Source organism: Nannocystis pusilla, from assembly GCF_020073745.1.
In the GTDB taxonomy this organism is placed as follows: Bacteria; Myxococcota_A; Polyangia; order Nannocystales; family Nannocystaceae; genus Nannocystis; species Nannocystis radixulma.
The window spans coordinates 108,254-121,522 of sequence record NZ_JAIRAU010000043.1 but is presented as its reverse complement, the minus strand read 5'-3'; the positions used below and the strand labels follow the sequence as shown (position 1 = coordinate 121,522).

Sequence of the window (13,269 nt, the reverse complement as noted above, 5' to 3'; positions counted from 1 at the left end):
GCTACGGGTAGAGGCGCAGCGCGAACGCCCGCGGCTGCAGCGCGTCGAACTCGCTGCCGACGGCGTAGGTGTAACCCCACGCGTCGACCGCGAGGCCCGCGGCCTCGTCGGGGCCGTGACCCGGCCCATTGCGGATCACCTCCCACGCCGGCGCCCCCGTTGGCCCGGGAACGGCGAAGATCCAGGCATTGGCGTCGGTCTGCGGTTGTTGCCGGGCACCGGCGATCACGATCTTGCCCTCGCGATCCTCGCCCACCGCGAAGCCAATCGCGTCGTTCGAGGGCGTCGGCTCGATCCGCACCGCGATCGGTGCGCCCTCCGCCGAGAACCAGCGCGTCATCACCTGCCGGATCGACTGCTTGTCGCGGCCCCAGCCGACCACGACGAATCCCCCCGCGCGTAGCGGCGCGACGGCCAAGCCCGCGTCCTCGTCGAGCTGTTCGCCAGGCGAGGTCCACTCGCCGAGCGGCTCCCCGTCCAGGCTGTGGCGCAGCACGACCATCCGCCGGACGGCGATATTGTTGAGATCCCTGGTTGTGCGCTCGCCGACCACCACGACCTCGTCGCCCACGATCGCCACGCCGCGCGCGACCTCGTCATACATGTTCGGCGGATCCTCCGCGGCGGTCGCGGCGAACGAGCGCGACGCGACGACCTCGCCGGTCTCGCTCGAGAGCCACCAGACCCAGAGGTCGTGGGTATCGGGGCCGGTCGCGAGCGCGCCGGCGAGGACGAGCTTGTCGCCCGCCACGGCGAGCGCATGGACCGTCGTCTTGAGCGGCCCGCTCCACGTCGGCCCCTTGCCCTCGCCGAACATCACCCGCGACACCGCCCACCGGGTCGTCGGGCCGCTGGCCTGCGTCCACGCCACGAACGTCGCATCGCCTGCCGCGGCGATCGCCGGCCCGCGGCCGCCGCCCGTCACCGCCACCGGGCCGAGCAAGATCGGCTCGCCCTCCGGCAGTCCCGTGGTCCCGTCGATCCGCAGCGCCACCGCCTCGATCCCCTGGTTCGTCTCGAAGAAGCCCGCCGTGTCGATCCCATTCTTGCGCAGCGTCGCGCCCGTGAAGCCGTTGATCGGCCCGGCCTTCACGTACGGCGGCCACACGTCGGTACCGCCGGGCTGGACGTCGATCAGCAGCTCCTTCTCGGCCTCGCCGCTCCCGCCGTCGGCCGCGTGCGCCACGGCGCGGATCGTGTGCACGCCGTCGCCCGGAGCATCGTCGGACATCACCTCGAGCACGTGGACGGGGGACGTCGGCGCAGCGCCGATCACCAGCGGCGCGTCGTTTTTATAAACATCGATCGACGCGACGGGTCGCGACGTCGCGATCGAGACGTGCACCTCGCCGACGGCGAGCATCGGCGACGGGCTGAGAAACACCTCGACCTCGACCGGGAGCGCCTCCTCGTCACCCGAGTCCGATTCCTCGTCACCCGAGCCCGATCCCTCGCTCGCCCCGTCCCCGGTCGTCGCAGCGCTCGTGCCTTCGCCGGTCGCGGTCTGGCTCGCCTCGGTGATGCTCGCTTCGCTCGACGAGCCCGTCGCGCAGGCGTCGACCTCGGCGCAGCCGCTGGAGCCGGCCGTGGAGGTCGTGGAGTCCGTGTCCGGAAAGTGCGGGAGAGCGTCGGCCCACAGGTCGCGCAGGCATCCGCTCGACGACAGGACCACCACGCAGGCGAGCGGGAGGGTAAAGGGCACGCGAAGCGTCGGGGACATCGGGGGCCTCGTGGGCATTGGGTCAGAAACGCGCACGAAATACAACCCTCTGGTCAAGGCGACGAGCACCGTCTGCGAGGGTCGACCCCTCCAAGACGCTATCCCGTTGCCGAGCCATCGGATGCGTGCACGCCCCGGCTTGTCGATATGCATACTATGTTCTATCGAACATGTTCTAATCGATATGTTCTAACGAACATTTCTCTTTAGGCATGTTATGGCCCGATTATCCTATCCCCCGCCCGTCGAGAAGTCGCGGCCTTTCGTGGATAAGCCCGCCGCGAGGCCGTGACGAGCCAAGCGCTGCGAACGAATCATCACCGCCGCTCGCCGCGACGGCTCGGCCAGCTCAAGGTCGGGTCTCGGGAGGCGGCGGGAGCTGGCCGGGCTCGTTCGATCCTGCGAGCGCCAGCGCATCGCGCTCGCGCTTCGCGAGGCGGCCCCCCGCCAGGGCTGCGAACATTGCGAGCGCGAGGCCGGTCCACAGCGCGGGCGCAAGGCCCCATGTCCCGGCGACCGCGACGACGGTTGCAAACGCACCGAGGCCGGCGAGCGAGAGGGTGACGCCATCGACGGGTTTGTGCGACGGCGATGGCTCTGGTGCGGGCACGCCTGCCATGCCGTCGAGCGTTCGCTGCCTGAGCGAGCGCCGGACTCGACGCTCCACCAGGCCGAGGACGAGCTGCGGCCACGCCGTCCCGAACACCAGAAAGAGCCAGACGGGGAGCTGCAGCCACGCCATCAAGAACAAGAAGAGCAGCGTGAGCGGCACCGCGAGCGTCGCGATGAGCGGCATCGTGAGTCGCTGCCGCTCGTAGTGGTTCCAGAACCACCACGTCGGCAGAAACCCGAGCCGCTGCGGGCGATCGAGGAGGGCGCGGCGGACAGGGTGAGCGTCCACGTCGAGAGTTCCCGTCAATCGAGGCAGGTCACGAGGGCGCAGCCGATCGCCAGGGCGCAGGTCGTGCTGTCGCCGACGCAGGTGCCCGCGAGCGGTGGGAGCCAGGTCGCCGCGAGCGTACAAACGACCGCCGACTTCCCGCAGGCCATCGCCATGCCGACCATGCTCTTCTTGACGCCGGATGCGCGAGGGTTCGGGACAGCGACCGCGAGCACGAGGTCCATGCCAGTCGCGAGCTGCTCATCGTCGGGGCTCCAGGTCTCCGCCAGCGCGAGTGTCAGCCCGTGCGCGTCCTTCCACACCCTCGACCCGGCGAGGGCGGGCTCGAGCCGGTCGTTGACGGCGGCTGCGTCGCCGTCCTCGGCGACGACGTCGCCGGTCAGGTCGAACTCGACGAACGCCGAGGCCGTGGGCGCTTCGGCTGCGAAGGAGAGAAAACCCGTCGGCGTGTCCGCAGCCGTGACGACCGCGACTTGTGAGACGGTGCCCACGCCTGGGAACTCGCCGACGACCTCCAGCCCGGATGGACTGGCTGCGACCGTGACGCGGGGGCCGGCCGCCTCGGCGAGCTCGATCGTCAGCTGCTCCGCCGAGCACGTGGTTCGGAGCGGGGTGTCCCCTCGGCTCCCTACGAGTTCGCGTGTATCGGGCTCCATCCTGTACCCGAGGCGCGCGGCGGCATCTGACACGCGCAACAGGACCGAGGCGCACCACATGGGCTCCTCCGGTGGGCTTTCCTGCGGTGCGGCAGTGGCGACGGCGGAGAGCAGTGGAACGAAGCAGGCCGCCGTGAGCGCCAGAGGCCTCCCTTCCGACCGGGGGACAGGACGCTGATGTGGGAGGGACATCGACGCGAGCTTGGATGAAGGTGGCGGACCCGCAAGCACGAGGGGACGGCACCGTACGGCGGTCGTAGCGCCCGCCGGCCAGCCCCGCGACCAGCGAAGCGGGCCCGGCGCGAGCGACCAAGCGGGCCGGCTCGTGATTCACCTGGGCGGATTGGGCGGCCTGTCGGAGGTCTCGCCCGGGCCTCATCTCCGCGCTCAGGGCGCTCTGGCCGACAGCTGCGCTCCGTCACGCCGCTCGTATGCCAGGCCGAGACTCACCGGCCTGCGGCGATCTCACCGCGCATGTCTTCACGGACATGTCCCCGTCAACATGTCCGAATCGACATATCCTTTCACGCCTGTTCCATGAAACAGGCCAGCTCCCATTTCACTTCTTGAACGGGTTCTTGATCTCGTCGTCGCCGTCGTCGGGCGCCTCGGCGGGCGCCTCTGCGGGCTTGGCCTCGTTCGACGGCTTGTGCGGCTTCTTGTCGGGGCGCGGCTTGGGCGTCGTCGCGGGCGTCGGCGTCGGCGGTGCGACGGCCTTGGCGACCATCTCGTGCTCGAAGGTCTTGTCCTCGCTGGGCACGACCTGGAACGTCAGGTCTTCGTAGCCGGGGGCGCGGAGGATGATGTTGAGCGGCTGGTCGGACTTCTCGACCTCGACGCCGTTGGGGTCGTTGGTCACGCCGAACTGGCCCTGGTCGCGGGCGTCGAGGATCCGCGCCTCGATGCCGGGCGTGGAGATCTTGAAGCGGACGCGCTCGACCTCGGGCGGGATGACCTTGGGCTGCTCGACCGGAGCCGCGACCGGCGGCGTGACGGCGAGCGCAGCCGCGGGCGGCGGCGGCTGGACCGAATTGGCCGAGCCGTCGGGCACCATCGCGTAGACCACCGCGCCGACGGCCACCACCGCCGACAGCACGCTGAGCCACACCCAGCTGCGCTGCTGCGTCGGCACGGCGTTGAAGCGGGCGGTGACGGGGCCCCAGGGGGTCTTGATCTCCTCGTCGACGACGGTGACCGGGCTCGCGCCGGTGCCGACGGCCTCGATCGCGGCGGCCATCTCGTTCATCGACTGGAACCGCAGGCTGCGGTCCTTCTGCATCGCCTTGAGGATGATCGCGCCGACCTCCTCGGGGATGTTGGGGTGCTTGATGTCGGGCACCTCGAACATGTGGCGATTGAGCACCTCCATCATGGTGGTGCCGGAGAAGGGGATCTTGCTGGTGAGCAGCTCGTACAGCAGGACGCCGAGGGCGTAGATGTCGCCGCGGTGGTCGACCGGCTGGCCCCAACCTTGCTCGGGGGACATGTACTCGGGGGTGCCGACGACCACGCCGCTCTGGGTCAGGCCCTTGGCGTCGGGCTCGTGGCTGATGACCTTGGCGATGCCGAAGTCGAGCACCTTGACGTGCTCGAGCGTGCTGCCGCGCTTGACCAGGACGATGTTGCCCGGCTTGATGTCGCGGTGCACGATGCCCTGCTCGTGCGCCGCCTGCAGGGCGCTGCACACCTGGAGGAGGATCGGCCGCACCCGCTTCCACGCCAGCGAGCCGGCCTCGCTCAGCACCTGCGCCAGGTCCTTGCCCTGCAGGTACTCCATGACGAAGAACGGCTGGCCGTCGGGCGTCTTGCCGAAGTCGGTGATCTCGACGACGTTCGGGTGATTGATCATCGACGCCGACCGGGCCTCGCGCATGAACCGGTCGACGTGGTCCTCGCGCAGCGACAGCTGGGCGCTCAGGACCTTGATGGCGAATTTCTTGAGGATCGTGGTGTGCTCGGCCAGGTAGACCGCACCCATCCCGCCGTCGCCGATCCGCTCGAGCACCTGATAACGACCCAGCAGCAGACTGCCGACGAGGTCGGCCCCGATGCCCGGCCCGCGCGACGCCTCCTCGCCGATGGAGGTCGCAAGGCCGGCGCCCGACGCCCGGATCATCGTCTTCGGAGTCTCGATGCCTGCCACTTTCAGCTCCCGGCGCCCCTCAGCCTACACGAGGAAACCAAGTCCGGTAGGCCGCGGCAAGAAATCCGCGCCCAGCCAGCGACCTCCGCCCCGGCGCTGCCGGCCGCGAATGCCGTCCGCGCCGCACCGCCAGGACGCCCTGCACGTCGTCCGGCATGGAGCCAGCGATTGCGGACGTGCCCGGCGCACAACTCACATCTCCTCCTGCACCGTCTTGAATTCCCAGCCCCCCGCGCCGTCGTCGACGATCGTCCAGCGGATCACGGGAGCCGTGGTCTCCTCGGTCACGGGGTCGTAGTCCAGCTCGCCCGAGGCGCCGCTGACGTTGATGCTGCGCTTGGCCTTGAAGGCGGTCTTGATGCCGTTCCAGGTCGTCGACACGATGTCGTAGGTCTCGCCGGCGCTGATCTTGGTCAGGCCCTCGGCCATCGCCGGGCCCACGATCTCGCCGTCGTTCTGGAAGTAGGCCCAGGCCGCGCCATAGATCGCCAGCCAGGTCGCGTCGTAGGTGTGCGACGCGTACGACGCGTCCATCGCCTTCTCCGGGAAGGTCGCGTCGTAGGTGGTGCGGAAGAACTTGTAGACCTCGCGCTGGGTCGGCTCGCCGGGGAACACGCCGCGGACGTTGCCGTAGATCGCCGCGGCCTTGCTCTGCGTCTGCGTGATCACGTCGACGTTGAAGGCCGCGTCGCCGAAGAAGAGCTTGACCTCGGGGTCGGCGTAGAAGTCGTCGGACCCGGCCGCGTTGAGGAAGCTCGTCACCTGGGCGACGTCGGAGGCGATGAACACGATGGCGAAGTTGGCGGGCGTCGGGTTGGCGCTGGCGATCTCGACGACCTTCAGCGGGATCTCGCTCGGGTCCCGGTACTCGTCGAGCTCGACGCCCTTGAAGCTCTTCTGCAGCTCGATCGCCAGGCCCTTGCCGTAGGTGTTGCCCTCGTAGACCACCACCGCCCTGGTGACGGCCTCGTCCTGCATGTACTTGGCCAGCTTGGCGCCGAGCACCGAGTCGGGCGGCGCGGTGCGCCAGAACAGCCCCGGCCGGTCGGGGTCGATGTCGGTGAGGCTGGGGCTGGTGGCCGACGGCGAGACGATCAGCGTGCGCTCGGCGTGCTCCGACTTGGCCAGCTCCTTGTACACCGCCTCCGCCAGGCCCGAGGTGCCGGGGCCGATGATCGCCGGCGTGCCCAGCACGTCGACCAGATACTTCGCGCCGGCGATCGCGGCGTCCTCCGCCTCGAGATCGTCGAGCTGCGGGTTCTCCTGGTAGTCGCAGTGGACGATGGCGAAGCTGCGGTCGCCCAGCTCGCTCATGTTCGCCTCCATCACCGCCAGCGTCGCCGAGTTGACGAGGATCGTGTCGCCGGTGGTCTTGGTGTGGTCGAACAGCGAGCCGAGCACGATCACGTCGCGGTACTTCTCCGGCGCCTTGAGCAGGTCGACCGGATACACGCCCTCGCAGCGCTCGAGCGCCTCGCTCTTCTCGCACAGCTCCTCCGCGCCGCACACGTAGCCGAGCCCGAACGCGTTGCGACAGTCGGCGCTGCTCGAGCAGGGCGCGTAGTCGACACTCGAGACGGCCGAACAGCCGAGGACCGACGCGAACGCGGCCCACAACGCAGGCGAGCCAGCGCGTCGAGAAGAGAGGTGCTGCATCGGCGGCATCTTATGCAAAAAGACCCCGACTTCCTACCGCCGCCCTCCCGCCGCCACCGTGACCCGACACCACGCGGCCACGTCAATGCATCGTCAATTTACGGTTAAAATCCGCATTTACACCGTCGCCGACGGGTGCTCCCGCGGCCTTTGCAGGCGGGCGGCGCGAGCGCGCGCACGCTCGCGGCGAGCCCCGGGGGCGCCGATTTCTGGCCGTTCGGGCATGTCCAGGGGGACATGTCGTCAAAGCCACGTCAAGGCGACGGCTCACGCGGCTCGGTCGCCTCGGCGAGCAGCGCCGCGGCCTTGAGCGCCCCCTCGAGCGCGCGCGACCCCTGCAGGCGATCGCCGCTGGCGAGGTGACCCGCTGCCGCCGACCTGAACCAAGGGCCAGCCGCGGCCGCCGCCCGCCGGGCCCGTGCGCGCGCCGAGGCGGCCCGCAGCGCGAGCGCGAGGGCATCGGCGCCGGCGGACGCGGCGGCGCGGCGCCAGTGACCGGCGGCCTCGAGGGCGCAGCGGGCCTCGGCCAGCCGCGAGGCCCCGACCTCTTCCTCGGTGAGGCAGGTCGGACGCGGAGGCTGACGCGCCCGGGCGGCCTCGACCTCGCGCTCGCGGTCGCCGGCGATCTGCTCGTACAGCCCCGCCGCGGCCTCGGCGGCCTCCGCCGCTCCGACCTCGGCCCCGGCGTGGACCGCCCGCGCGGCCGCCTGCGCCCGCTCCAGCAACGCGGGCGTGATCTCGCCGGTCGCCGCGAGGCCCAGGTGACGCTGCAGCGCCTGCACCGCGGCGTCCGCCGCCGTCGTCGCGTCGACGTCCGCGAGCGACGCGAGGGCCTCCAGCACGCACCGGAGCGCGCGTCCGGCGGCTTCTGGAGCGAGCTGCGGTGCGTTGGGCTCGTGCGCCTCGCTCAAGCGTCCTCGGCGGGCCGGATGGTACACTGCCGGCCCGTTGGAGTCCAAGGAACCGAGCCGCCCGACGCATGCGAGCGTGAGCTTCGACCGCACGCTGGCCGGACCGGCGCAGCCGAAGCGGCCGCAGAGCCTGGTCGACACCCGGGCCGAGACCCACGGCGGCGGCGGCGACAGCCGCCAGGTGTCGGGGGACCGGCAGATCCAGCACGGCCACCTGGTCGGCCGTTACGTCGTCCTCAGCCCGCTCGGCTCCGGCGGCATGGGCGTCGTCTACGCCGCCTACGACCCACAGCTCGACCGCAAGGTCGCGCTCAAGCTGCTGCACCCCGAGGCGGTGTCGGCCAGCGGCGCGACCCAGAGCAAGATCGACGGCCAGGAGCGGCTGCTGCGCGAGGCCCAGGCGATGGCCCGCCTGCACCACCCCAACGTCGTCGCCGTGCACGACGTCGGCAAGTACGACGAGCGCATCTTCATCGCCATGGAGTTCGTCGAGGGCGGCACGCTCAAGCAGTGGCTGCGCGCCCGCCCGCGCACCCGGCAAGAGGTCATCGCCGTGTTCACCCAGGCCGGGCGCGGGCTGCAGGCCGCGCACGAGGCCGGCCTGGTCCACCGCGACTTCAAGCCCGACAACGTGCTGGTGTCCGACAAGGGCCGCGCGCAGGTCCTCGACTTCGGGCTCGCCAAGCAGACCGAGGACGGCGAGCGACCGATCCCCGAGCGGCCGACCACCGGCGGCACCGTGTCCCTCAACACCGCCCTCACCCAGGTCGGCGCGATCCTCGGCACGCCCGCGTACATGTCGCCCGAGCAGCACCTCGGCGAGGCCACCGACGCCCGCACCGACCAGTTCAGCTTCTGCGTCGCCCTCTACGAGGCGCTCTACGGCAACCCGCCGTTCTACGGCGACAGCCTGGTCAGCCTCGCCAACGCGGTGCTGTCCGGCGACGTCGCCGAGGCCCCGCGCGAGTCGTACGCCCGCGTGCCCCCGTGGCTGCGCAAGATCCTCCTGCGCGGCCTCGCCGTCGACCCCGAGGGCCGCTACCCCTCGATCGCCGCCCTCCTCGACGACCTCGCGCGCGACCCCAGCTCGCAGCGGAAGCGGTGGATCCTGGCCGTCGGGGCCGCCGCGGCGGTGGCCCTCGGCGCGGCCGGCTGGGCCCAGCTGCGGGCCGAGAGCGAGGCGGTGTGCGACGCGGCCCGCGATCAATTGCAGGGCGTGTGGGACCCCGCGCGCAAGCAGCAGGTCCAGGCGGCCTTCGCCGCCGCGGGCGACCCCGCGTTCACGGCCGAGACGTTCCGCCGCGTCGAGGGCGTGCTCGACGTCTACGCCGCGACGTGGGCCTCGGCGCAGACGGCCGCCTGCCGCGCCGCGCAGGAGGGGCTCGCCGTCAGCGACGAGGTCGCGCACCTCAAGAGCGCCTGCCTGGCGCGCCGGTTCGGCGAGCTGCGCTCGGCGGTCGACGTGCTGGCCCGCGCCGACCGCCAGGTCGTCGAGCGCGCCGTCAACGTCGTCGCCGGGCTCGGCGACGTCGGCGACTGCAACGAGGAGGACCTGCTGACCAGCAGCGCCGTCCCGCCGCCGCCGCCGGCCGCCCGCGCCCCGACCTCGCAGCTGCGCGAGCGCCTCGACGCCGCCCGCGCCGAGGCCCGCTCCGGCCAGTACGGCGCCGGCCTGTCGCAGGTCCAGGCGGTGGTGGTCGAGGCCCGCGCCCTCGCCTACGCCCCGCTGCTGGCCGAGGCCCTGCTCGCGCTGGGTGACCTCGAGGCCATGTCCGGGAGGGCACGTGAGGCCGAGGCCGCCTACGCCGACACTATCCGGGCCGCCGCCGAGGGCCGCCACCCGCGCGCCGCCGCCGAGGCGTGGATCCAGCTGATCGACAGCATCGGCAGCCGCCAGGCCCAGGCCGAGCGGGCGCTCGGCTTGCGCCTGGCGGCCGAGGCGGCGCTCGCGTGGGACGGCTCCGACCCTGTCCTTCAGGCCAGGTTCCTCACCGCCCTGGCGCGGATCCGCCTCAACCAGGGCGACGCGGTCGAGACCACCGAGCTGGCCACCCGCGCGCTCGCGCTGCTCGGCGACAGCGGCGGCGACGTCGGCCGTCAGCTCGAGCGGGCCAACGTCGACACCACGCTCGGCAAGGCCGCCTACTCGCGCGGCGAGTTCGAGGCGGCCGACCGTCACTTCCAGGCGGCGCTGGCGATCCGGCGCGAGGCGCTGGGGCCCGACCACCCGGACGTCGCCTCGGCGCTCAACGACCTCGGCGACAACGACCGCGCCCGCGGCCGCTACGCCGAGGCCCGCGAGGCGCTCGAGCAGGCCCTGGCCTCGCGGACACGCGTGCTCGGGCCCGACCACCCCGACCTCGGCAACACCGAGACCAGCCTCGGGGCGCTGTTCTCGGCCACCGCCGACTACCGGGCCGCCCGCGACCACTACGCCCGCGCGGTCGCCATCCGCAGCGCCGCGCTGGGGCCCGACCATCCGCGCACCGCCGGCGCCCTGATGAACCTCGGCAACGCCGAGATCGTGCTCGGCGACCTCGACCGCGCCTACGAGCACTACGAGGCCGCGCGGGCGATCCAGGAGCGCGTGCTCGGGCCGGAGCACCCCGAGCTGGCCTACTCGCTGACCAACCTCGGCTTCGTGCTGCGCAACTCGAGCGCGCCGGACGGCCTGGCCGAGAGCATCCGCTACTACGAGCGGGCGCTGCAGATCCGCGAGAAGACCCTCGCGCCCGACGACCCGGCGATCGGCCACACCCTCGACAACCTCGGCGAGGCCCAGGCGGCCGCCGGTCACCTGCGGCAGGCGCTCGCCACTCTCGGGCGCGCCCGCCAGATCCGCGAGAAGGCGCTCGGGCCCGACCACCCCGACGTCGCCGCCACCCTGCTCAACCTCGGCGACGCCACCGCCCGCAGCGGTCGGCCGCAGGACGGCCTGGCGCTGCTGCGGCGCGCGCTCGAGATCCTGGTCCGCGCCCTCGGGCCCGACCACCCCGACGTCGCCACCGCCCTCGTCACCCTCGCCCGGGTCGAGGTCGAGGTCGGCGACGCCGCCGCCGTCGAGCACGCCGAGCGGGCCGTGGCGATCCGCGACGCCACCGCCGACGTCGCCGCCAGCGACCGCGCCGAGGCCCAATTCCTGCTCGCGCGGGCCCTCCCGGCCGACCGGCGCGCGCGGGCGATCGACCTCGCGACCGCCGCGCGCGACAACTACGCCCGCGATCCCAACGCCGACCCGCAGGCGATCGCGCCGCTCGACGCCTGGCTCAAGAGACAGGGCAAGCGCTGATGGCCCGGCCCGCGCGACCCGCGCCCGGATCGGCCACTATGCGCATTGTCTCCCTGAGATCTATCATAATACATGGTCTCAGAGACATGTCCGATGTGACATAAAAACAGGCCGGGTCGATCACCGGATCGACCCGGCCCGGAGGACGGCGCTGCGAGGCGCGTTCAGGGGGTCTTGGTCCAGAAGTAGCCGTCGGAGACGTCGCCGAGCTTGGCGTCCTTGCAGTCCGGCAGGGCATAGCCGCTGCACTGGACGCCGGTGAGCTGGAACTCGGGGCGGCGCGGGCGGGTGACGCAGGCGGCGCCCTTGGGCCCGAAGAACGCCTCGGTCTTGAGCGTCGGGTCGAAGAACGTGTTGTAGCCCCACTTGTCCTCGAGGTCGATCGCCGTGCCCGACCGGGTCCACGAGTCGCCGTCGCCGCAGTAGTCGGCGCGGATCGTGCGGATGGCGCCCATGAACTCGTAGTAGCCGATGTCCCACGGGCGGTAGCCCCACAGCGCGGCCTTGCCGATGCCGCCGTCGAGACAGGCGATGTTGATCAGATCCGGCGTCTCCTTGACGTAGCCGCTGCCCATGTCGACGCGGAGGTTCTCGTACACCACCGCCTCGATGCCCTCGCCGTTGACGTTGCCGCAGGCGGCCGCCAGCGCGGTCTCTTTGATGTACTGGACCTTCTTGGTGTAGAAGTTCGCCCCGTAGCCCGCGTCCTTCGGGTAGCCGAACACGTACTTGTGATTGCCGTCGACCTCGTCGAAGCGGTACGCGTGGATGTACATCGTGCGCTTGACGGCGCCGCCGCCGTAGGTGGCGAGCTCCCAGCGCGAACCCTTGAACTGGTCGCCCTTGTAGATGACGTCCTTGTAACGGCCGTGGAGCTGGCCCTTCTCCGACCACTGCTCGTCGAGCTTGATCCAGGTGACCTGGTTCTTGTACGTCTGCTTGATGTAGACCGCGATCAGCTGGACGTTCTCGTGCAGCTTGCCGAGGCGGTTGATCTCGTGGAGCGGGTGATCTCCGAGCGCGTTGGTGTTGAGCAGCAAGCCGCCCGCTCCGAAGCCACCGGGGCGGAACGCGATGTCGTCGTCTTCGGCGCCGAACTCGTTGTCAAGGGCCTCGTCACAGGCAGAAGCGGCCGAAACGGCCAGGGCGAGGGCGAGGAAGAGATTGGTGCGGGACATCATACGCTCCGTTGTGGGGCTTCGCTTTCGCATTCTCCTTACAGGTGATCCTGGACGGTCGAACAATTGCGTCCGCGGCAAATTTTTTCCGCGCGCCACGACCCGATTTCGTGCGCCAGCGCTTGCAGACGCGCCGAATTTGGCGATCCGCCGGGGCCCCCTCGTGCACTCACGGTGGGGTATGATGTCGACGCCGATGCCTGACGATCAGCAGCTCCTCGAGTCCTGGCGGCGAGGTGATGAGGACGCCGGCGAGCAGCTCTTCGAGCACTACTACGAGGGGCTCGCTCGCTTCTTCCGCTCCAAGGCCGGCGACGGGGCCGCCGACCTCATCCAGCGCACGTTCCTCATCCTGCTGGAAACAAAGTCTCGCATGCGCGAGGGCACCAGCTTCCACTGCTATTTGTACGGCATCGCCCGCAACGTGCTCTATGAGCATTACCGCGGCAAGCGTCGCGACGGCGAACGCTTCCAGCCCGACGAGAACTCGGTCGAGGACCTCGGCCCGACGCCGACGACCCTCATGGCGCAGGCGCAGGAGACCCGGCTGCTGCTGCAGGCTCTGCGGCACATCCCGCTCGAGAGTCAGCTCATTTTGGAGCTGTATTACTGGGAGCAGATGACCGCGAAAGAGATCGCGGACGTGCTCGAGGTGCCCGAGGGCACCGCCCGCACGCGGATCCGTCGCGCCAAGCAGCTCCTCGAGGCCCAGCTCGCCGCGCTCGCCGATACCCCTCAGCTCCTGCAGAGCACCGTCACCGACCTCGACAGCTGGGCGCAGCACCTGCGTTCGGCCCTGAAGCCGCGCTGAATGC

At 70.9% G+C, this 13,269-nt stretch carries 9 protein-coding genes; 2 read left to right on the top strand and 7 right to left on the bottom strand.

The features are described 5' to 3' along the window. Window position 1: 1 nt before the first annotated feature. From K7C98_RS29935 to K7C98_RS29910, 6 genes are all read right to left on the bottom strand, one after another. Complete coding sequence (locus K7C98_RS29935; protein WP_224195217.1) at window positions 2-1,720, bottom strand: hypothetical protein; 1,719 nt, start codon at window positions 1,718-1,720, stop codon at window positions 2-4. 349 nt (window positions 1,721-2,069) lie between these two features. Beyond that, window positions 2,070-2,639, bottom strand: coding sequence for a hypothetical protein (locus K7C98_RS29930; protein WP_224195216.1), 570 nt, complete (start codon window positions 2,637-2,639; stop codon window positions 2,070-2,072). Further along, the gene (locus K7C98_RS29925; protein ID WP_224195215.1) at window positions 2,636-3,469 is read right to left on the bottom strand and encodes a hypothetical protein; all 834 of its coding nucleotides are present in this window, start codon (window positions 3,467-3,469) and stop codon (window positions 2,636-2,638) included. Before K7C98_RS29925 ends, K7C98_RS29930 begins: the two co-directional genes overlap by 4 nt. A gap of 367 nt (window positions 3,470-3,836) precedes the next feature. Next, window positions 3,837-5,393, bottom strand: a complete 1,557-nt coding sequence (locus K7C98_RS29920; RefSeq protein ID WP_224195214.1) for a serine/threonine protein kinase — start codon at window positions 5,391-5,393, stop codon at window positions 3,837-3,839. A gap of 219 nt (window positions 5,394-5,612) precedes the next feature. Further along, window positions 5,613-7,076 (bottom strand): hypothetical protein, encoded by a 1,464-nt coding sequence (locus K7C98_RS29915; protein WP_224195213.1) that lies wholly within the window; start codon window positions 7,074-7,076, stop codon window positions 5,613-5,615. Window positions 7,077-7,330: 254 nt separating this feature from the next. Next, on the bottom strand, window positions 7,331-7,918 hold the full coding sequence (locus tag K7C98_RS29910; RefSeq protein ID WP_224195212.1) for a hypothetical protein: 588 nt from the start codon (window positions 7,916-7,918) through the stop codon (window positions 7,331-7,333). A gap of 145 nt (window positions 7,919-8,063) precedes the next feature. Between K7C98_RS29910 and K7C98_RS29905 the strand changes: the two genes are divergently transcribed. Further along, window positions 8,064-11,276, top strand: coding sequence for a tetratricopeptide repeat protein (locus K7C98_RS29905; protein WP_224195211.1), 3,213 nt, complete (start codon window positions 8,064-8,066; stop codon window positions 11,274-11,276). A gap of 164 nt (window positions 11,277-11,440) precedes the next feature. Here the strand turns inward: K7C98_RS29905 and K7C98_RS29900 are convergent, their stop codons facing one another. Further along, entirely contained in the window at window positions 11,441-12,454 is a 1,014-nt protein-coding gene (locus K7C98_RS29900) for an ADYC domain-containing protein (protein ID WP_224195210.1), read from the bottom strand. A 196-nt stretch (window positions 12,455-12,650) separates the two neighbouring features. Between K7C98_RS29900 and K7C98_RS29895 the strand changes: the two genes are divergently transcribed. After that, window positions 12,651-13,265: an RNA polymerase sigma factor gene (locus K7C98_RS29895; RefSeq protein WP_224195209.1), complete on the top strand. Its 615-nt coding sequence runs from the start codon at window positions 12,651-12,653 to the stop codon at window positions 13,263-13,265. The last annotated feature ends 4 nt before the right edge of the window (window positions 13,266-13,269 follow it).

Coding starts and splice junctions, on each gene's coding strand:
- K7C98_RS29915 (WP_224195213.1), bottom strand. CDS start 7,076: ATGCAGCACCTCTCTTCTCGACGCGCTGGCTCGCCTGCGTTGTGGGCC.
- K7C98_RS29935 (WP_224195217.1), bottom strand. CDS start 1,720: ATGTCCCCGACGCTTCGCGTGCCCTTTACCCTCCCGCTCGCCTGCGTG.
- K7C98_RS29895 (WP_224195209.1), top strand. CDS start 12,651: ATGCCTGACGATCAGCAGCTCCTCGAGTCCTGGCGGCGAGGTGATGAG.
- K7C98_RS29925 (WP_224195215.1), bottom strand. CDS start 3,469: ATGTCCCTCCCACATCAGCGTCCTGTCCCCCGGTCGGAAGGGAGGCCT.
- K7C98_RS29900 (WP_224195210.1), bottom strand. CDS start 12,454: ATGTCCCGCACCAATCTCTTCCTCGCCCTCGCCCTGGCCGTTTCGGCC.
- K7C98_RS29920 (WP_224195214.1), bottom strand. CDS start 5,393: ATGATCCGGGCGTCGGGCGCCGGCCTTGCGACCTCCATCGGCGAGGAG.